Below are 19892 nucleotides of genomic sequence, written 5' to 3'. Positions count from 1 at the left end.
CCGTTCAGAACAGTGCCACCTTGGGCGTGCGCGGGAAGAGGACGTCCAGCTCGGCGAGGTCGGCGTGGCTGGGGACCCAGGCCACGGCAGCGGCATTCTGGCGCACCTGCTCCGGCGTGGTGGCTCCGGCGATGACGCTGCTGACGGACGGCTGGGCGGCAAGCCAGGAGAACGCCACCTGGACTTCGTTGAGCCCGCGTTCGGCCGCGAACTTGCCGAAGGCACCCAACTGTTCCCAGTCGGCGTCGTGGACCAGATTGGTGCGGGTGTGGCTGAGCCGGGTTCCCTCAGGGGCCTGCCCGGACGAGTATTTGCCGGTCAGCAGGCCGTTGGCGAGCGGGAAGTACGGCAGGACGCCCAGGCCATAGGCCTCGGCCGCAGGGGTCACCTCGAGCTCGGCGCGTCGGTCCAGCAGGTTGTAGTGGTTCTGGCTGGAGATGAAGCGGGCTCCCCCGCGGGCGCGGGCCACGTACTCGGCCTCAGCGATCTGCCAGCCGGCCCGGTTGGAGTGGCCGATGTAGCGGACTTTGCCGCTGGTGACGAGGTCTTCGAGGGCCGAGAGCGTCTCATCGATGGGCGTGAGCGGGTCCGGGGTGTGGAACTGGTAGAGGTCGATCCAGTCCGTGCCGAGCCGGCGCAGCGAGGCTTCCGCAGCCTTGATGATATAGCGGCGGGATCCGCGCGCACCGAAGTCCTCGCCGTTGGCGCCGCGCATGTCCATGCCGAACTTGGTGCCGATGACGGCGTCATCCCGGCGGGCGCCGAGGGCCCTGCCGAGCATCGTCTCGCTGAGGCCCGGCTCCCGGCCGTAGGTGTCCGCGACGTCAAAGAAAGTGATCCCGGCGTCGAGGGCCGCATGGACGACGGCGTCCGTGCCTTCCTGCGATTCGGTCACGGTTCCGGGGCGGCCCAGGTTGTTGCAGCCAAGTCCCACGACCGAGACGGACAGTCCGGAATTTCCTACGCGGCGGTATTCAGTCATGGATTTAGCCTATATCGCCCGGGCGGGCGTGCCGGCCAAGGCCGCGGCAGCACTACCCTGCGGGCAATTCCAGCCCGTGCTCGTCCATGGCATCCTGGAGCTGCGCGACCGTGCGCGGGCAGACACCAGGCATCCCCGCAAGCCGGCGCTGGCCAAGCTGCACGAGGTTTTCGAGGGTTTCGACCCCCGCGTGTGCAAGCGACTTGCGCGCGGGCGCCGCCAGTCCTGCGGGGAGTGGAGTGCTGCCTGGTCGAGAGGATTTTCGCGTCACTGCGTTGCCTTCCAGTCGGTTGCCCCCAAACTGATGTGAGCCGTGCCCGGCTCCTTACCGGTGTGGCCTAGAGCGTGAAGCTGTTGGCCGGTTTCGGTGAGTGCTTGAGCTTATAAGTGTCCTCGCCAAACGGCGCGGCGCCAATGCTCAGCTTGGTAAAGTCCAGGTCCTCGCCGCGGATGCAGACCTTGATGGCGCTGACCGTCTTGTTGACGTCCGGGGTGAGGCAGAAGATATTGAGCCTGGAGTCGGAAAACTCGCTGCGGTCCACAATCCCCAGGCCACGCCAGGCCAGGTGGCTGATCAGGGCGTCCTTGGCTTTTTCCTCGAGGTAGCGGTCGCGGCTGGTTCCGTCCTTGGTCTTCAGCGCATACTGGGCCACCACCCAGAACTGTTCCTCCTCGGGGATTTCGGCGTACCCGTCCTCGGCGCACTGCACCGCGAAGGCGTCCATGAGGCGCTCGGCGGCTTCGGCATTTTCGACGTCGGTCTCGTCGGTGGTGCTCTGGTGTCCAACGACGCCGTGGTTCATCACGAACTGGCTGTAGTCCTCGTCAAACCAGGCTTCCCTAAACTGCAGGGCGCCCTCTTCGTCGCGCCTGTAAACCCGGATAATTCCACTCATATGCCAGTTCCTTCCTGGGCCGTCCCGCCGCCAAGGATGGCGCCGCACGGGGTAATGCTCAACAGATGTGCTGGCTACAGCGTCGGCAGGCTGCCGGTGCTGGGGTGTTCCTGGCCGGGCAAGGGGCGCGCAAACGGCACCTTTGTGCCCAGGACCTGGGCGACGACGTCGTGCGTGATCTTCTGGGCGGTCAGCCCGACGCGTTCGAGCACCTGGTTGCGGGTGCCGTGATCGAGGAACTCCACCGGGAGGCCGACCTCGTTGAGGGCGGTGTCCACGCCCGCGGCACGCATCTCCTGGCGGATCCGGGAGCCGACGCCGCCGGCCCGCACACCATCCTCGATGCAGATGACCAAGCGGTGGCGTGCGGCGAGATCGATGATGGAACGCCGGACCGGGAGGACCCAGCGCGGATCCACCACCGTGGAACTGATGCCTTGGGCACCGAGCCGGTTGGAGACGTCCAGCGCGAGTTCAGACATGGCGCCCACGCTGACGATCAGGACGTCGTTCTCGCTGGAGCCCGCGGGACGGCGTGCCAGCACGTCCACGCCGTCGTCCAGGCGTTCGACCGCCTCGATTTCGGCACCGACGCTGCCCTTGGAATAGCGGATCACGCTCGGGGCGTCTTCGATGGCCACGGCCTCGCGCAGTTCCTCCCGCAGCCGGGTGGCGTCGCGCGGTGCCGCGAGGTGCAGCCCGGGGACGATCTGGACCATGGCCATGTCCCACATGCCGTGGTGGCTCGCGCCGTCGGGTCCGGTGACGCCGGCCCGGTCCAGCACGATTGTGACGCCGGCTTTATGCAGGGCCACATCCATCAGCAACTGGTCGAACGCACGGTTCAGGAAGGTCGCGTAGACCGCGACCACCGGGTGCAGTCCCCCGAACGCCATGCCGGCAGCCGAGGTGAGGGCGTGCTGCTCGGCGATGCCGACGTCGAACACACGCTCCGGGTGCCGGGCGGCGAACTTGTGCAGCCCGACCGGAATCAGCATGGCACCGGTGATCCCGACGATGTCCTGGCGCTCGTCGGCGATGTCGGCGATCTCGTCGGCGAACACGGCGGTCCAGGATTTGGCGCCGCCGGCCTCGGTGGGTGCGCCGGTCTCCGGATCAATAATGCCCACGGCATGGAACTGGTCAGCTTCATGGGCGCGGGCCGGGGCGTAGCCGTGGCCCTTTTCCGTCATGGCGTGCACGATCACGGGGCCGGCGTAGTTCCTGGCTGTGGAGAGTGCGTTTTCCATGGCCTGGAGGTCATGGCCGTCGACGGGACCGATGTACTTCATGCCAAGGTCCTCGAACATGCCCTGCGGGGCCCACCAGTCCTTGAGGCCCTTCTTCATGGCGTGCAGGCTCTTGTAGGTGAACTGGCCCGCGGGGCCGCCGTTCTGCAGTTTGCGCTTCCACCACTCGAGGGTGCCCTCGTAGGAGGGGGCGGCGCGGAGGGAATCGATGGTGGGGCGCAGGGACGCGAGGTAGTCGGCGAACCCGCCGACTGTCGCGGCGTAGGAACGGCCGTTGTCGTTGACCACAATCACGACGCGGCGTTTCTTGTCCGCCGCAATGTTGTTGATGGCCTCCCAGGCCATGCCGCCGGTCAGGGCGCCGTCGCCCACCACCGCGACGACGAAGCGGTCGCCGTCGCCGGTCAGCTGCCGGGCGCGGGAGATGCCGTCGGCCCAGGACAGCGACGAGGACGCGTGCGAGCTTTCGACGATGTCGTGCTCGGATTCGCCGCGGTCGGGGTAGCCGGACAGGCCGCCCTGCTGGCGGAGCGTGCTGAAATCCTGCCGTCCGGTGAGGAGCTTGTGCACGTAGGACTGGTGCCCTGTGTCGAAGACGATGCTGTCGCGGGGGGAATCGAAGATCCGGTGCACCGCGATGGTGAGCTCGACGACGCCGAGGTTGGGGCCCAGGTGCCCTCCCGTCTGGGAGACGTTGCCGATCAGGAAATCCCTGACCTCGGCTGCCAGTTGATCCAGCTGCGCCCCGGACAACTTACTCAGGTCCTGCGGATTCCGGATGGTGTCCAAGATTCCCAACGGCCCCTCCTTCGGGTGGTAGACATACCTTTTAACTCTAACGCCTCCGGGCGAGCCGCCGCGCCGGAGCCTGCACCGGTCCCACGCCCCGTCCCGGAACCTGTCCAAAACCGGTCCAGACCGGTCCAGGACCGGGAACGCAAAGGCCCCGGCCGGTCAGTGACCGGCCGGGGCCGTTGCGTGCGTTACCGAAACTGGCCGGCAGCTCCGCTTAGTGCGCGGAGATCTGGCGCAGGACGTACTGCAGGATGCCACCGTTGCGGTAGTAGTCCGCCTCGCCCGGGGTGTCGATGCGCAGCACGGCGTCGAAGGACGTGACGGTGCCGTCCTCGGCCGTGGCTGTGACCTTGAGGGTCTTCGGCGTAGTGCCTTCGTTCAGGGCGGTGACGCCCTCAACTGCGTAGGTTTCCGTGCCGGTCAGGCCCAGGCTGGCAGCGTTCTGGCCGGCCGGGTACTGCAGCGGCAGGACACCCATGCCGATCAGGTTGGAGCGGTGGATACGCTCGTAGCTCTCGGCCACAACAGCCTTGACGCCCAGCAGAGCGGTGCCCTTGGCGGCCCAGTCGCGGGACGAACCGGAGCCGTACTCCTTGCCTGCCAGGACCACCAGCGCGGTGCCGGCGGCCTGGTAGTTCTGCGCGGCGTCGTAGACGTAGGCCTGCGGGCCGTCAGCCTGGCTGAAGTCGCGGGTGAAGCCGCCCTCCACGCCGTCCAGGAGCTGGTTCTTGATGCGGATGTTCGCGAACGTGCCGCGGATCATGACCTCGTGGTTGCCACGGCGTGAGCCGTAGGAGTTGAAGTCCTTGCGCTCCACACCGTTGGCCAGCAGGTACTGCCCGGCCGGGGTGTCGGACTTGAAGGAACCGGCCGGGGAGATGTGGTCCGTGGTGACGGAGTCGCCGAGCTTCAGCAGCACGCGCGCACCGGTGATGTCCTGGACCGGCTCCGGCTGGGCCTTCATGCCCTCGAAGTACGGGGGCTTGCGGACGTACGTGGACTTCTCGTCCCAGGCGAAGGTGTCGCCGGCGGGGGTGTCGAGCGCCTTCCAGCGGTCGTCGCCCTCAAAGACGCCTTCGTAGCCGCGGGCGAACATTTCCTTGTCGATCGAGGAATCGATGACCTGCTGGACCTCGACCGGGTTCGGCCAGATGTCCTTCAGGAAGACGTCGTTGCCGGCTTCGTCCTGGCCCAGGGCGTCGTTGTCGAAGTCGAAGTCCATGGAGCCGGCCAGGGCGTAGGCGATGACCAGCGGCGGGGAGGCCAGGTAGTTCATCTTCACGTCCGGGTTGATCCGGCCTTCGAAGTTACGGTTGCCCGACAGCACGGCGGTGACGGAGAGGTCGTTGGCCTGGATGGCCTCGGAGATCTCGGCGTCGAGCGGACCGGAGTTGCCGATGCAGGTGGCGCAGCCGTAGCCCACGATGTAGAAGCCGAGCTTCTCCAGGTACGGGGTCAGGCCCGACTTGTTGTAGTAGTCGGTGACTACCTTGGAACCCGGGGCCACCGAGGTCTTGACCCACGGCTTGGACGTCAGGCCCTTGTCGACGGCGTTGCGGGCCAGCAGTGCGGCGGCCAGCATCACGGACGGGTTGGACGTGTTGGTGCAGGAGGTGATCGAGGCGATCGACACTGCGCCGTGGTCCAGCTCGAATTCGCGTCCGTCCGCGGTCTTGACGCTGACCGTGTTGGACGGGCGGCCGTCGGACTTCGGGCCATGCCCGTGCGGGGCCACGTCACTCAGGTGCGAGGCTGAGGCGGTGAACGCGGGCGAGTCCGAAGCCGGGAAGCTTTCGTCGATCGCTTCGTCCAGGCTTCCGCCGGCCAGGTCTTCCTTCACGTAGTTGCGCAGGTCCTCGCGGAACTGGGCCTTGGACTCGGTGAGGATGATGCGGTCCTGCGGGCGCTTCGGGCCGGAGATCGACGGAACAACCGTGGACAGGTCCAGCTCGAGGTACTCGGAGAACTTGATCTCGCGGGAGGGATCGTGCCAGAGGCCCTGTTCCTTCGCGTAGGACTCCACCAGGGCGACGTTCTCCTCGGACCGGCCGGTGAGGCGCAGGTAGTCAAGGGTGACGTCGTCGATCGGGAACATCGCGGCCGTGGAGCCGAACTCCGGGCTCATGTTGCCGATCGTTGCACGGTTGGCCAGCGGCACAGCCGCGACGCCTTCACCGTAGAACTCGACGAACTTGCCGACCACACCGTGCTTGCGCAGCTGCTCGGTGATGGTCAGGACGACGTCGGTGGCGGTGGCGCCGGCCGGGATGGAGCCGGTGAGCTTGAAGCCCACGACGCGCGGGATGAGCATGGAGACGGGCTGGCCGAGCATGGCAGCCTCGGCCTCGATGCCGCCAACGCCCCAGCCCAGCACGCCCAGGCCGTTGACCATGGTGGTGTGCGAGTCGGTGCCGACGCAGGTATCCGGGTAGGCGCGGACAACGCCGTCAACTTCGCGGGTCATGACGGTGCGGGCCAGGTACTCGATGTTGACCTGGTGCACGATGCCGGTGCCCGGCGGGACGACCTTGAAGTCATCGAATGCCGTCTGGCCCCAGCGCAGGAACTGGTAACGCTCACCGTTGCGCTGGTATTCGATCTCCATGTTGCGCTCCAGTGCGCCGGAGTTGCCGAAGGCGTCAATCTGGACCGAGTGGTCAATGACCATTTCGGCCGGTGCCAGCGGGTTGACCCGCTTCGGGTCTCCGCCGAGCTCCTTGACGGCCTCACGCATGGTGGCGAGGTCAACGACGCAGGGCACGCCGGTGAAGTCCTGCATGATCACACGCGCCGGCGTGAACTGGATCTCGGTGTCGGGCTCGGCGCTGGGATCCCAGCCTGCCAGCGCACGGACGTGGTCGGCCGTAATGTTGGCACCGTCCTCGGTCCTCAACAGGTTTTCAAGCAATACCTTGAGGCTGAACGGAAGGTTTTCTGCACCTTCGACGGAGTTCAACCGGAAAATTTCGTATTCGGTTCCGGCTACATTAAGTTTGCCTTTTGAACCGAAGCTGTCCACAATGCTCATCGCAGGACTCCTCTCGCAACAGTTTCATCTTTGTCGCGCCGCAGGACCCTTGCTAGTTAGGTCGGCCTAACTAATACAGGCATCAGTACATCGTGGTACGCAATGCAGGTAAGAAACGCAGGGAACGGCCGATTAACGCCAAGTCATTAACAGCTGTGGTGATTTAACAGCTGTGGTGATGGAGCGCGACGACGGACTACTACGCCCATCCTAGTGGCATCACGGTTGGGGAGTCAGTAACGCCACAGTCTCCATGTGATGGGTGTGCGGGTACAGGTCGAAGGCACGCAGCCCGGCCATCCCCCAGCCGCCCTGCCGGAAGTAGCCGAGGTCGCGGGCGAACGAGGCCGGATCGCAGGAGACATACGCGATGGCCCGGGGACCGGCATCGATCAGCTGCTTGACTACCGCTTTGCCGGCGCCGGCACGCGGCGGGTCCAGGATCAGTGCGTCGAAGTTGCGCGGTTTCTGCCGCAGCACCCGTTCCACGCGGCCCTGGACGATCTCCACCTGGGCTGCGTCGTGCAGGTTCTTGCGTGCATCACGGCTGGTTCCGGGTGCCCCCTCGACCGAGAGCACGGATCCGGTCACGCCCACGGCATCGGCCAGCGGTGCCGTGAACAGCCCGGCACCGGCGTACAGGTCCGCCACCACCGAGCCCGGCTCGAGGTAGCCGCCGTCGTGCAGGAAGCCGGTAACGGCTCCGACGAGCGTCTCCGGGCCGTCCCGGTGGATCTGCCAGAAACCGTCGCCGGTAACCCGGTAGTCGTGGCCCGCCGCAGACTCCTGGACATAGGTACGGCCGCGCAGCTGCAGCACCTCGCCGGTGGCCGGGTCCAGGCTGGCCACCGAGACGTCGTCGGGCAGCTGGGCCAGGATGCCGCCGAGCCGCTTGGACCGGGTTCCCGGGGCGGGCACCAGCAGCACCAGCGGCCGGGAGCCGTTCGCCGGGGCGGCGACCTCGACCCGTTCGATGCCCTGCAGGTCGATTTCCCAGAGCCGGAGGGCGTTGATGCCCGCCACGGCCAGCGGCATTTCGCGCACGGGCAGGACGGCATCGGAGCGGTGGGCGTGCATGCCGAGCTTGCCCGCCGGCGTCACGGCAAAGCCGGCACGCGTCCGCCAGCCCAGGCCGGACACGGCGGCGCCAGCAGCGCCGTCAGTTGCGCCGCCGGCCCCGCCGTCGCCGGCCGCCGTGCCGACGGCTTCGACTGTGATCTGCCCTGCGGGCGAAAGGTCGACGCCGGCCAGCCGCTTGAGCTGTTCGGCCAGGACGTCGGCCTTGAGGCTGCGCTGGCGGGCCAGCGAAATGTGGCCAAGTTCGGCGCCGCCGACGGGCGGATGCCGGTGCGACCAGGAGCGCGCGGAATCGGCGAGGTCCCAGAAGTGGGGCACCCGGTCCGGCGAGGGCTCCAGGACCTCCACCACATCGGCGCGCCAGAACTTGGCGGCGGGGCCGTCGTCGGTGAGCCTGACCCTGACCCTCTCGCCGGGAATGCCGTGCCGGACGAACACGACGCGTCCCTCGTGCCGGGCAACGCAGTGCCCGCCGTGGGCGACGGGTCCGACGTCGACGACGAGATCGGTGTGGGCGTGCGTCCGGGTGTCGGGGGTCATTGGATATCCTGCAGTTTCTTGGCTTCTTCGGACGATTTCAACTGCCATGGCACGCTACACACCATGACGCCGGGCTCGAAGTGCAGCCGGGTCTTGATGCGCAGCGCGGTCTGGTTGTGGACCAGCTGCTCCCACCATTTGCCCACGACGTACTCCGGGATGTAGACCACGATCAGGTCGCGCGGCGAATCCCGGCGCATGTTCTTGATGTACTCCATGATCGGAGTCACCGTTTCGCGGAAGGGGCTGGCAAGCACGGTCAGGGGCACCGGGATTTCGAGCTTCTCCCAGTCCGCGACAGTCGCCTCGGTCTCCTCGGAACTGATGTCCACGGTAATGGCGTCCAGCCGCGACGGGCGGGAGGCCCGGGCATAGGCCAGGGCGCGCAGGACCGGCTTGCGCACGTGCGAGACGAGCAACACGGCGTGCACCCGGGTGGGCAGCGCGCGCGGCGAGGAGTCCTCGTCGACGGCGAGTTCCTTGGCCACGTTGTCATAGTGCGCCCGGATGCTCCACATGATCAGGAACAGCACGAACATGGCCAGCAGCGCGATCCAGGCCCCCTGTGTGAACTTGGTGATCAGGACGATCACCAGGACCAGGGCGGTCATGCAAAAGCCCACCGTATTTATGGTCCGGGACTTGATGATGCGCCGCCGCACGGCGGGGTCCTTGGACAGTTTCAGTTCCCGGCCCCAGTGCCGGATCATGCCCAGCTGGCTCATCGTGAAGGAGATGAAGACGCCCACGATGTAGAGCTGGATGAGCTTTGTGACGTCGGCGTTGAAGGCGAGGATCAGGACGATGGCGCCTGCCGCCAGTGCCAGGACGCCGTTGCTGAAGGCCAGCCTGTCGCCACGGGTGCGCAGCTGGCGCGGCAGGTAGCCGTCCTGGGCCAGGATGGAGCCGAGCACCGGGAAACCGTTGAACGCCGTGTTGGAGGCGAACACCAGGATGACGCCGGTGGCGGCCACCACGATGTAGAACGGGATGGAGCCTGGGCCGAAGACGGTCTGCGCGATCTGGCTGATGGCCGGATTCTGGATGTACCCCTCCTCCAACGGTTTGCCGTCCAGGAGGAATTCCGTTGCCGGATCCAGCACGATGTGCACATTGGTGGCGTTGGCCAGGTAGATGATGCCGGCGAGCATGGCGGAGGCAATCACGCCGAGCAGCAGCAGCGTGGTGGCTGCGTTCTTGCTCTTGGGCTTCTGGAAGTTGGGCACACCGTTGCTGATGGCCTCGACACCGGTCAGGGCCGCGGCGCCGGAGGAGAAGGCCCGCAGCAGCAGGAAGGCGCCGGCGAGCCCGACGAGTCCTTCGTCGAAGCCCGGCTCCGGCACGATCTCGAACGCCGCCGACGGCGCCTGCCCCAGCTGGCCGGTTACCGACTGGAAAACCCCGACGGCGGTCATGCCGAGGATGGAGGCCATGAAGATGTAGGTCGGTACGGCGAAAACGCTGCCGGCTTCCTTGATGCCGCGCAGGTTCACGAGGGCCAGGATGATGACGCCGATCGTGGCAATCGCCGCCTGCTGTCCGTGCAGCGAGGGCACGGCGGTGGTCAGGTACGTCGCGGCCGAGGACATGGACACGGCCACGGTCAGCACGTAGTCAACCAGCAGCGCCGAGGCCACGGTCAGGCCTGCATACTTGCCGAGGTTGACGTTGGCGATCTCGTAGTCACCGCCGCCGGAGGGGTAGGCGTGGACGTTCTGGCGGTAGGAGGCCACGACGGTCAGGAGCACCACCATGACGGCGAGGCCTACCCACGGCGAGAGGGCCACTGCGCTCACGCCGGCCAGGGCCAGGGTCAGGAGGATTTCATCGGGCGCATAGGCCACGGAGGACAAAGCGTCCGAGGCGAAAATGGGCAGCGCGATCCGCTTCGGCAAGAGGGTGTGGGCCAGACGGTCGTTCCGGAAGGGCTTGCCTACCAGCACCCGCTTCACGGCATTGAAAATTGTCAGCACCACACAAAACTAGTCTGATTCGGACGCGATGTCATGACGGCGAAGTTGGCGTCCGCAAGGACGTCGCCCGGCGCCCCGTGGCCGTGGCCTCCCGGCGCCGCGTGGCCGGTAGAGTTTTACGCAGTATCAGACGCAGAACCAAGAGGAGGCCCATGTGGCGCACTTCGTGATCATGGGTTGTGGCCGTGTCGGGTCAACCCTGGCACACACGCTCGAGGACGCCGGCCATTCGGTGGCCATCATCGACCAGGATGACCGCGCCTTCCGGCGGCTCCGCACAGGGTTTTCCGGACGGAAGGTCACCGGGGTCGGGTTTGACCGCGAGACGATGAAGCGGGCCGGCGTCGAGGAAGCCTATGCCTTCGCCGCCGTTTCCAGCGGCGACAACTCCAACATCCTCGCCACCCGGGTGGCGAGGGAGACGTTCCACGTTCCTCATGTGGTGGCCAGGATCTACGATCCGGGCCGCGCCGAAATCTACCAGCGCCTCGGCATTCCCACGGTCGCCGCGGTCCGCTGGAGCGCCGACCAGGTACTGCGCCGCATCCTGCCCGAACAGCACATCGCCGGCGACTACCGGGAGCCCTCGGGCCGGCTGGTCCTCGCCGAGGTTGACCTTAACCCCGACTGGATCGGGCACCCGATCTCCTCGATCGAGAAGGCGGCCGGCATCCGGATCGCGTATCTGACCCGGTTCGGTGAGGGCATGCTGCCCGCTGCCAGCACGTCATATCAGGACGGCGACACCGTCCACGCCATGCTGAACGTGGACCGGAGCTCCGAGATCGGCCATATTCTCGCCAAATCCCCCGCCAAGGAGTCCTGAGTGAAAGTCGTCATCGTCGGTGCCGGAAGCGTCGGTTCCTCGATTGCCCGCGAGCTGTTGGCCCACAAGCACGAAATCCTGCTGATCGACGAGAAGCCGGAGGTCATCGGCCGCAGCGGGCTGCGCGGCGCGCACTGGCTGGTCGGTGATGCCTGTGAGCTGAGCACCCTGCAGGACGCCAAACTCGAGGACGCCGACGTCGTGGTCTCCGCCACCGGTGACGACAAGGTCAACCTCGTCGTCTCGCTGCTGGCCAAGACAGAATTCGGCGTCGGGCGCACCGTCGGCCGGGTCAACAACCCCAAGAACGACTGGATGTTCGATGACTCCTGGGGCGTCGACGTCGCGGTCAACACCCCGCAGCTCATGACCGCCCTGGTGGAGGAGGCGGTGGAGATCGGTGACCTCGTCCGGCTGCTGACGCTCCAGACCGGAGTGTCCTCGCTCGTGGAGTTCACTGTCCCGCACGACTCCCATGTGATCGGGCTGACCGTGGGCGATGTCCAGTGGCCCGAGGACTCCACCCTCGTGGCGATCCTGCGGGACCAGGCGCCCATCACGCCGAGCCGCGACGACGTGATCGACGGCGGCGACGAACTGTTCTTTGTCACCACGATCGCGGCCGAGGACGAACTCCGCGCCCTGCTGGCACCCGAATCCCCGCTTGAGGACCAGCACCCGGTGACCTCGGACCAGCACCGCCACGGCACCCAGCCGGCCGCGGACGACGGGTTCGACGGCTAGGGCAGTTCCGCTCTCAATAGTTGCGCTATCAGTTATGGCCGTTCCCAAGGCTGGGGAACGGCCATAACTGATAGCGCATCAGGTCAGTTGGGCTCTTTGGCTCCGGCGGGCACCGGGGCCGGCCGGGTGAGCAGCCAGGCAATCCAGATGCCGAGGATGTAGAGCGGGGCGCCCATGAGGAGCCGGGTGGTGGCGAGGGCGGCGAAGCCCTGCTCCCCCATGAAGTACAGCGGCACCTGCACCACGAGCCGCAGGACCAGCACGGAAACTATCACCCAGGTGCCGATGCTGTAGGCCCTGACCCGTTTCGGGTCCTTGCGCCATTCCAGGCCCTCGTTGCGGATGAAGCCGAAGAGCAAGCCGGCGATCGGCCAGCGCACGAACACGGAGATGGACATGGCCAGGATGTAGCCGATGTTGGTGAAGAACCCCAAAACATAGAAGTTCTCTGCCTTGCCGGTCGAGGTGGCCAGCCATGCGGAGAGTCCGACGCCGATGAAACCCGCCAGCGCCTGCGTCAGCGGTTTGCGCTGGAGAAGCCGTGCCACGGTAAAGGCGGCGGCCACCGCCAGGGAAGCGATGACAGCCAGCGTCAGGTTTTCCCTGTCGATGGTGAAGGCAATCAGGAAGACGAGGCCCGGCAGGATGCTCTCGGCGATGCCCTGGATGCCGCCGGCGCTCTTGAGCACGTCGATGTTGCCGTTGCTCGACCGGTGCAGGCCGGCCTTGGCCGCGTAGTCCTGGGCAAGTTGGGCGACGCTTGGCTGGGCTGCGGCGGGCTGGGCTGCGGTGGGCTCGGAAATGTCCCGGTTGCCGCCCCCGGCTTCCCCCGGCTCCTGCCGGCCGGTGTCCCTGTCTTCCCGCTGGGGGGCCAACTCGGGGGGTTCTGGCAAGGTCATTGCTCCTCCTGGCGGGAGAGTATTTCGTAGCGGGGATTGAAGATCGTGGGCAGCCCGTCGCGCATGGTGACCATGCCCTCGAGCCGGAGCTCCGTTCCGGCGTCGACGCCGGGGATCCGGCGCCGGCCCAGCCACACGACGCGCAGCCGTTCCTTGGGCCCGGTGGGCCGCTGGCGCTGCGCGCTGGGACGCACCCGGTGGGTGGACACGCCGTTGGCGGGCAGGCTGCTGGCCGTTCCGGCGCCGGCTCCGGCTTTGGCACTCAGGCCCGGGAAGCGGGTGACGGGGGCGGGCGTATCGTGATCGATCAGGATCGCGATGAAGGATGCCACCTGGTTGGCGGGCATGTACGTGACGGACTCGATGAAGCCATGGCACAGCACCCGCCCGCGGTCCGGCAGGTCCCGGACCGACACAGCGGCGGCGGCTTTCCTGCCGGCGGCATCAGCCAATCTGGGTTATCTCCGGTCCGCGTTCGGGCTGTTCGAACTCGGGGGCCGCCTGCGGCGACGGGGCGGCCGCGGTGTCCTTGGGCAGGCGCAGCTGGAGCAAATCGCGCGGCGGCATGGGGTTCTCGCCGCGGACCACGACGATCTGCCGGAACAGCCCTTCCAGCCCGGCCGCGGCGTCGCGGTCCAGGGCTGCCTCGCCGCCGAAGACGCCGCGGAGGAACCAGCGCGGGCCGTCGACGCCGATGAAGCGGGCCACGCGGTACCCCTGGCTGCCGTCCGCGCCGCCGGCGGGAAGCTTGGCCACGAGTTCGGTGCCGAAGCTGCCCTCAACCTCCTCGACCTGGCCGCCCTGGCTGCCGACCGACTGGCCGATCTGCTCACGGATTTCGTCCCACAGGCCCTCGGAGCGGGGGGCGGCGAAGGCCTGCAGCTGCAGGCTCGAGCCCTCCAGGTCCATGGTGACGGCGACGACGCGCTGGCTCGCCTCTTCAACTTCCAGGCGGAGCTGGAGTCCCTCACGGGGTGCGATCAGCAGCGCACCGAGGTCCACGTACCCGTCCTGGTCGTCGATTTCCGAGACGTCGAAGGGACCGGTCGCGGCCCGGCCGGCGGTTTTGGCTGCGTTCCCGGCCGGCGTCGCGGCGGCGTCAATAGCAGCTTCCGTGGCCTCGCCCGGCTCTGTCGGTTGCTCCTGCTTGGCTTTCCTGCCGCGCCCAAAAACCATGGGGTGTCTCCTTCAGTTGTGATCCTGTGCCGCCGCCCGGCGCCGTCCTGGCGCCTGTCCGCGTGGCCGCCCGCTACCCTGCGGCCGCCTGCTCATTTTTTCTGCACCGCTGATCTTGCCTCAGCGCCTGCCTTGCTTCCGTGTCTCATTGCTTCAGTGCCTGTGTTGCTTGGGTGTCTGTGTTGCTTTAGTGCCTGTATTGCTTTAACGCCTGTGTGGCACGGCAAACCCTGAACGGCTCCCGTGGCCAGGCCGGGCCTGCGCTCAGGCCGGTCCGCCGAAACCGCCGGTCGAGCCGAAGCCGCCCCCGCCGCGAACCGAGCCGTCGAGCTCCTCGACCGGGAGGAATCTGGCGTACTCCACACGCTGAATGACCATCTGTGCAATTCTATCGCCGCGACGGAGCTCGATCGCTTCCTCCCGGTCCGTATTGAGCAGTGTCACCGCGATTTCTCCGCGGTAGCCGGCGTCTACCGTGCCAGGGGCGTTCACAACTGTCAGTCCGTGCTTGGTGGCGAGGCCGGACCGGGGGTGGATCAGCGCAACGAAGCCATCCGGGAGCGCAATCGAGACGCCCGTGGGAACGAGGCGGCGCTCCCCCGGTGCGAGGACGACGTCCTCGCGGGCGCGAAGGTCGGCGCCGGCGTCCCCCGGGTGTGCATACGACGGCGGCTCAAGCCCGTCGTCGAGCATTTTCAGCTGTACCGTCAAGGTGGGCGTTCCGTAGGCTGCGTCGCTGGCCGTCAATGCGGCACTGGCGACGGCGGTGTTTTCTTCAGTCACAGTCCCTCACTCTAACTCCCGTAGGGATCATCGTCCTAGCCGCCGCTGGCCTGCCCGCGCACGCCGCCCACGGGATTGGAGCGGGCTCGATGCGGCGTTGGAGCCGGCCGTGGGGCCGAGATGAAATACCCCGGGAAAGATGAAAAGCTGTGCTTATGCCCGAATCCAGCGCAGCTGCGCCTGCACCAAAGAACGCCCCGAGCGACTCCACTGTCCTTTACGCCGAGAAGCTCTGGCCGAACTTCTGGATCTGGCTGGTGTCGGCAGGGTTCTCCAGCGCCGGGATCCTCATGCTGGCACCCATCAGCATCTGGGCCGGCATTACCGCGGCGATCGTGCTCTTCGTCGTCATTTCCGTGCTGCTGGTGCTGTCCACGCCGTCAATCACTGTCACCAGGACCACTCTGAAGGTGGGCCGGGCCTCGATTGAACGCGGGTTCCTGGGCAAGGCCACGGCGTTCCGGGGCAAGGAAGCGACGGCGGAACGGGGCACGCGGCTCAATGGGCTGGCGTTCTTGTGTATCCGCGGATGGGTGGATCCGGTGGTCCGGATCGAGATCGAGGACCCCTCGGATCGCACCCCGTACTGGCTCACGTCCACCCGCCACCCGGAGCAACTTATCGCCGCGCTCAACTCCTAGTTCCTCTCCGCCTCCTACCCGCCGGGCACAGGGTTTTGAGATCCGGGTTCCTGATCAGGGCTGCCGCCTGCCTAGCCCTCGCAATCCCTGCAGTACTTAAGGCCGTCCTTTTCGCGGGCAATCTGCGAACGGTGGCGGACGAGGAAGCAGGAGGCACAGGTGAATTCGTCTGCCTGGGCGGGCATGACCCGGACCAGCAGTTCCTCCCCGGACAGGTCAGCGCCGGGAAGTTCGTAGCCTTCGGCGAGGTCGGACTCATCTTCATCCACCACTGCGGAAGGCTTCTCCGTACGCCGCGCCTTCAGAGCCTCAATCGAATCCTCGCTGAGGTCTTCTTCGGTCTTACGCGGCGCATCGTAATCAGTCGCCATTATTTGTTGCTCACACTCCGCATTCGTTCGATTGATTCGCCGCTCCAGGTTGGCCCGTCGGGATGGTAACCCTGGGCTCCGGGAGCGGTTCACCGATGTCAACGCCGGACATGCGGTTTTTGTGCCCGGTGTCGGTCATTTTTGCTTAAGCGCCTCCCGAATGCCAGAGCCCGCCGGTCCCCTTCCCACGATCTCTTCCGCACACCGGCCAAAACCGGCGGAAAGACGCGGAAAGTCGCGGAAAATCACGGCGCGCCTGCCGTCCTAACCCGAAATGTGTCCCGCTGGTGGCAGAGTTTCGATTGTTAGCAATGCCAGGGTGGAGGATTTGTATGCAGGATCTACGGCTTGTAGGCGTCCACGACGACGGAGAGCATCTCCTGTTGAGTGGCACCGGCGGCGAGATGTTCCAGCTGCCGATCGATGAAGCACTTAGGGTGGCAGCCAGCCGGATGTCGGCGAAGTCCGCGTCCAGCGCGGCCGCAGCCCCTATTGCCATGTCTCCGCGCGACATCCAGACCAGGATTCGCAACGGAGCCACCGCCGCCGAGGTGGCGGAGCTGTCCGGAATTCCGCTGGAGAAAGTCCAGCGCTATGAGGGCCCAGTCCTGGCCGAACGCGAGTACATCGCCCAGCAGGCCCGCAAGGTGGAGGTTGCCTCCCCCGCCCCGGGCCACGACGTCTACCGCTCCGTGTTCGGTGAAAACCCGGCGTCGCTCAGCGACATGGTCGAGCACCGCCTCAGGGCTTACGGCGTCGAACCCTCAACGCTGGAGTGGGATTCCTGGCGACGTCCCGACGGCAGCTGGAACGTGGTGGCCCGCTTCGAGCCCAAGCCCGGCGGTCCGGCCGGGATCGGCGAGGAGCCGCCGGCCATGTGGACCTTCCACCCCGCCCGGAAGTCCCTGCAAAACGCTAACCGCTGGGCCCAGCAACTGAGCGAACTCGAGCCGCTCGAGGGTCCCGTGCCGGCCCGGCGCCTCACGGCCGTCTCCGACCGGCCCTTTGACTTTGAAACCGATGCCGAGGCCGCAGCCCGCACAGCGACCGGCCAGCACAGCATTATTCACCAGATGCTTCTTCAGCAGGACAGGATCCACCAGGAACAGGACGCCGACGGGCTGCTGGACATGCTGCGTTCCCGCCGCGGCCAGCGGATCGGGGTGGACGAGGACGCGGATGACGCCTTGGCCACGCTCCTGACCACTGGCGTTCCCGCGGCCCACCCCCGTCCGGCAGAGGTGCCCGAGGCGCCCGAGGTTCCACAGGCGACGGAACCGCAGTCCATCTCCGAAGCCGCTGCGGCCGACGAACCCGACCCTGCCGAAGCTGACGCTGCCCTCATCCAACCCGGGCAGCCAGAGGTTCCGGCCCTGGAGGCCGCAGCCCCGTCGGAAACCGATGCCTTCGCCCGGCGCCGCGATGGAAGGCCGTCAATGCTTTCCCGCCTGAGCCTCGCTCCGCGCCTCCCGGAGGAGGACGATGCCCTGAGACTGCACGACGGCGTCAGCACCGAGACCCGGGAAGTCACCATCGCGGCCTCGCAGCTGCGCCCGGCGGGCAAAGCCCCCACCGCAAGCCCGGGCCTGGATGAATTGATCGGCGGCGGATCATCCCGGCGTCAGCACCGCGAGTCCCACGGCACTACCCGGAACGACGCCGGCACCGAGCAGCCGGAGCGCCAGCCGGCCAAGCCGAAGCGGTCCAGCGTTCCCAGCTGGGACGAAATCGTCTTCGGAACCCGCAACGACCAATAAGGGCGTCAGTCATGACGCCCAGGAACGCCTACGAACGGCTGCGACCCGCCGGGAAACCGGCCAGTCAGCCGCGCGGCGCTTTCTTGCCATCAGCCTGGAAGTAGAGCAGCGGCACTTCCCGCTCGGCTTTCGTCAGGGACCCGTGCTGGCCCACCACCTCCAAGGCAGTGGGCCGGACCCTGCGCGTATCGTAGAGCGCCAGCGAGTCCCGGGCCGCGATCATGATGTCACCGATCCGCAAGGCGGCCTCGGCCCGCACGTCACCGAACAGCCCGCCCGCGATCGCTTCCTCACGGGTGAAGGCCCATATTCTGTCTCCGAAACGGGACCGCCAGTTTGCCAGCAGGCGGGCGCGGGCGGCGTCGTCCCTTCCATCCTCGAGGTACAGGTGGACCATCCGCGGCTCCCCGGCGGTGTGGCGGACACCGGCCAGGAGCGCCGGCTCCGCGGAGTAGTCGATCCGCTGCGACTCGGGCACGTCCACCATGCCGTGGTCCGCCGTCAGCAGCACGGTGGTGCCGGCCGGCAGCGTGGCGTGGAGCCGCCGCACCGTGGCATCGAGTTCTTCGAGCTGGTGCTCCCACTGCGGTGACTGGCAGCCGTGGCGGTGCCCGGCCTTGTCGAGCTCATTGACATAGAAGTACATCAGCGAGGGCCCGGCGCCGGCCATGGCCTCGGCGGCCGCTTCGGTCCGGGCGTGCGATGTGGTTCCGGTGATGAAACGGCCTCCGCGGAGCGCGGCCTCGGTCATAGCCGAGGTGCTGAACTGCGGGAGGCTGACGGTCGTGACATCGACGTGCTCCGCGGCCCTTTCGAAAACGGTGGGGAACGGCTGCCACGTCCGCGGGTCCACGCCGGCGTCCCAGTTGCCAAGCATGTTCACTACCCGGTCCTGATCCGGGTCCAGGACGTCGTAGCCCACCATGCCGTGCTGGCCCGCCGACAGTCCGGTGCCAAAGCTGGCGAGGGATGCCGCGGTGGTGGACGGGAAGGCCGAGTCCAGCGCCACGGGCACCTGGCCCTGGCCGGCCTGCACGAGGGTGCGCAGGAACGGGGTGTGGGCGATCTTCTGCTTCAACAGGCTGCGGCCCAGTCCGTCGGCCAGCACCACGCACACGCGTTTGGCGGGCGGAAGATTCAGTTTGTTTTCGAATCCCGGGACACCCAGGCTCGCCGCCGCGCTGGTCAGCACCTCGGCGATGGAGCGGTGCCCAAACGCCGGAGCGGCCGGGAGCGGGGACTGACCGACGCCGGCGGCCAACGGGGCGGGCAAGGCAGCACCGGCGGCGGCTGGCGAGGGACTTAGCAGCGGCTCTGGAAGCTGATCTTGGGCAGACGCGGGCTGACGGAGGTCAGCCATGTCAGCGCTGGTGGCCGCGGCTGAGGCGGTTCCCGAACACACCCATCCGCGGGCGGGGCGGCAGGCCGGGCCCGTTGTGCGGGACCGGGGCGGCGGAGCCGGTGTTCACTGCGCGCAGGGCACGGGCGAATAGCTTGGCGTCCTGCACGGCCTGCAGACCGTCCGCTTCGGCGCTGATCCGCAGGACGATGTCTTCCTGCGCGATGGTGCCGCTGTAGCCATGGTCGGCCTCGCACTGCGGGTCCCCGCAACTGGCCGGGCCCATATCGAGGCGCTGGCCGCCGGACCACGCGATGGACAGCGTCAGCTCCCGGACAGGGTCGGAGGGCTTGTAGTCCTGCGGCTGGGCGTAGACGTAGCTCAGGACCACCGAGCGGATCTGGGTGACGGGGACGGACTCGGTCGACACCTGGGCAACGGTCTGCTCACCGGCATCATCGAGCTGCTGGTCATCGACGTGGGTGATGACCAGCATGTCCTCGGTCAACACCAGGACAGTGATATGGCGGCGGACCTCGGCGCGGTCGAAGTGGGTCTCAAGATGCACCAGATGGGCCACGCAGTCGCGGCCATCCAGGGCATCGGCGACGACGTCAGCCACGAGCCGGGGGTAGAAACCGGCCTGCTGGAGCGACCCTTCCAGGCTCTGGCCCTGCGCACTGTGGTCATGGAGGCCGTGGTGGTGCGCGGTCTGGCGTGCGGGGGCGGTCGCCAGGGGCTTGGGTGTTGGAGGCTGGGAGCTCATAGTCTCCATTTTCACAGATCGGCTGGGGACTTGCTAACTGCACGGCCCC

Annotated in this window: 18 protein-coding genes; 5 read left to right on the top strand and 13 right to left on the bottom strand. The window is 67.1% G+C overall.

All coding sequences use genetic code 11. From position 1 onward, the window contains the following. Positions 1–4: 4 nt before the first annotated feature. Positions 5–982: an aldo/keto reductase gene (locus LQV16_RS07450; protein ID WP_229993273.1), complete on the bottom strand. Its 978-nt coding sequence runs from the start codon at positions 980–982 to the stop codon at positions 5–7. Between LQV16_RS07450 and LQV16_RS07445 the strand changes: the two genes are divergently transcribed. After that, positions 981–1292 carry a hypothetical protein gene (locus LQV16_RS07445; RefSeq protein WP_229993272.1) on the top strand — a complete coding sequence of 104 codons (312 nt, stop codon included), beginning with the start codon at positions 981–983 and terminating at the stop codon, positions 1290–1292. The two genes, LQV16_RS07450 and LQV16_RS07445, sit on opposite strands and share 2 nt — an antisense overlap. 28 nt (positions 1293–1320) lie before the next feature. On the opposite strand, the gene LQV16_RS07440 is transcribed toward LQV16_RS07445, so the two are convergent. From LQV16_RS07440 to LQV16_RS07420, 5 genes are all read right to left on the bottom strand, one after another. Further along, the gene (locus LQV16_RS07440; RefSeq protein WP_229993271.1) at positions 1321–1878 is read right to left on the bottom strand and encodes a hypothetical protein; all 558 of its coding nucleotides are present in this window, start codon (positions 1876–1878) and stop codon (positions 1321–1323) included. Positions 1879–1952: 74 nt separating this feature from the next. Beyond that, on the bottom strand, positions 1953–3926 hold the full coding sequence (dxs, locus tag LQV16_RS07435; RefSeq protein ID WP_229993270.1) for a 1-deoxy-D-xylulose-5-phosphate synthase: 1974 nt from the start codon (positions 3924–3926) through the stop codon (positions 1953–1955). Between the two features lie 211 nt (positions 3927–4137). Next, entirely contained in the window at positions 4138–6951 is a 2814-nt protein-coding gene (locus LQV16_RS07430) for an aconitate hydratase (protein ID WP_229993269.1), read from the bottom strand. A 219-nt stretch (positions 6952–7170) separates the two neighbouring features. After that, complete coding sequence (locus LQV16_RS07425) at positions 7171–8568, bottom strand: TRAM domain-containing protein (protein WP_229993268.1); 1398 nt, start codon at positions 8566–8568, stop codon at positions 7171–7173. After that, entirely contained in the window at positions 8565–10541 is a 1977-nt protein-coding gene (locus tag LQV16_RS07420) for an APC family permease (protein WP_229993290.1), read from the bottom strand. The genes LQV16_RS07425 and LQV16_RS07420 overlap by 4 nt, the downstream gene beginning before the upstream one ends. 154 nt (positions 10542–10695) lie before the next feature. Between LQV16_RS07420 and LQV16_RS07415 the strand changes: the two genes are divergently transcribed. Both LQV16_RS07415 and LQV16_RS07410 read left to right on the top strand, forming a co-directional pair. After that, positions 10696–11367 (top strand): TrkA family potassium uptake protein, encoded by a 672-nt coding sequence (locus LQV16_RS07415; RefSeq protein WP_229993267.1) that lies wholly within the window; start codon positions 10696–10698, stop codon positions 11365–11367. After that, on the top strand, positions 11368–12111 hold the full coding sequence (locus LQV16_RS07410) for a TrkA family potassium uptake protein (protein WP_229993266.1): 744 nt from the start codon (positions 11368–11370) through the stop codon (positions 12109–12111). It begins immediately after the preceding gene. Positions 12112–12194: 83 nt separating this feature from the next. On the opposite strand, the gene LQV16_RS07405 is transcribed toward LQV16_RS07410, so the two are convergent. From LQV16_RS07405 to dut, 4 genes are all read right to left on the bottom strand, one after another. Beyond that, positions 12195–13010 (bottom strand): DUF3159 domain-containing protein, encoded by an 816-nt coding sequence (locus tag LQV16_RS07405; protein WP_229993265.1) that lies wholly within the window; start codon positions 13008–13010, stop codon positions 12195–12197. Then, entirely contained in the window at positions 13007–13462 is a 456-nt protein-coding gene (locus LQV16_RS07400) for a hypothetical protein (protein WP_229993264.1), read from the bottom strand. Before LQV16_RS07400 ends, LQV16_RS07405 begins: the two co-directional genes overlap by 4 nt. Then, on the bottom strand, positions 13455–14186 hold the full coding sequence (locus tag LQV16_RS07395; protein ID WP_229993263.1) for a DUF3710 domain-containing protein: 732 nt from the start codon (positions 14184–14186) through the stop codon (positions 13455–13457). The genes LQV16_RS07400 and LQV16_RS07395 overlap by 8 nt, the downstream gene beginning before the upstream one ends. 264 nt (positions 14187–14450) lie before the next feature. Beyond that, positions 14451–14969, bottom strand: a complete 519-nt coding sequence (gene dut, locus LQV16_RS07390; protein WP_229993262.1) for a dUTP diphosphatase — start codon at positions 14967–14969, stop codon at positions 14451–14453. 155 nt (positions 14970–15124) lie between these two features. Between dut and LQV16_RS07385 the strand changes: the two genes are divergently transcribed. Then, complete coding sequence (locus LQV16_RS07385) at positions 15125–15610, top strand: DUF3093 domain-containing protein (protein WP_229993261.1); 486 nt, start codon at positions 15125–15127, stop codon at positions 15608–15610. A gap of 71 nt (positions 15611–15681) precedes the next feature. Here the strand turns inward: LQV16_RS07385 and LQV16_RS07380 are convergent, their stop codons facing one another. Beyond that, positions 15682–15981: a DUF4193 domain-containing protein gene (locus tag LQV16_RS07380; protein WP_229993260.1), complete on the bottom strand. Its 300-nt coding sequence runs from the start codon at positions 15979–15981 to the stop codon at positions 15682–15684. A gap of 332 nt (positions 15982–16313) precedes the next feature. Here LQV16_RS07380 and sepH point away from each other — a divergent pair, with 332 nt between their 5' ends. Beyond that, positions 16314–17738: a septation protein SepH gene (gene sepH / locus LQV16_RS07375; protein WP_229993259.1), complete on the top strand. Its 1425-nt coding sequence runs from the start codon at positions 16314–16316 to the stop codon at positions 17736–17738. A 64-nt stretch (positions 17739–17802) separates the two neighbouring features. Here sepH and LQV16_RS07370 read toward each other — a convergent pair whose 3' ends face one another. Then, positions 17803–19098, bottom strand: a complete 1296-nt coding sequence (locus LQV16_RS07370) for a nucleotide pyrophosphatase/phosphodiesterase family protein (RefSeq protein ID WP_229993258.1) — start codon at positions 19096–19098, stop codon at positions 17803–17805. Position 19099: 1 nt separating this feature from the next. Next, positions 19100–19843, bottom strand: coding sequence for a DUF5998 family protein (locus LQV16_RS07365; protein ID WP_229993257.1), 744 nt, complete (start codon positions 19841–19843; stop codon positions 19100–19102). Between the last annotated feature and the right edge of the window lie 49 nt (positions 19844–19892).

The sequence above is a fragment of the Arthrobacter sp. Bi26 genome (genome assembly GCF_918697925.1).
In the GTDB taxonomy this organism is placed as follows: Bacteria; Actinomycetota; Actinomycetes; order Actinomycetales; family Micrococcaceae; genus Arthrobacter.
The sequence above is the reverse complement of the archived record's forward strand: the minus strand, read 5'-3'. Positions and strand labels throughout refer to the sequence as shown.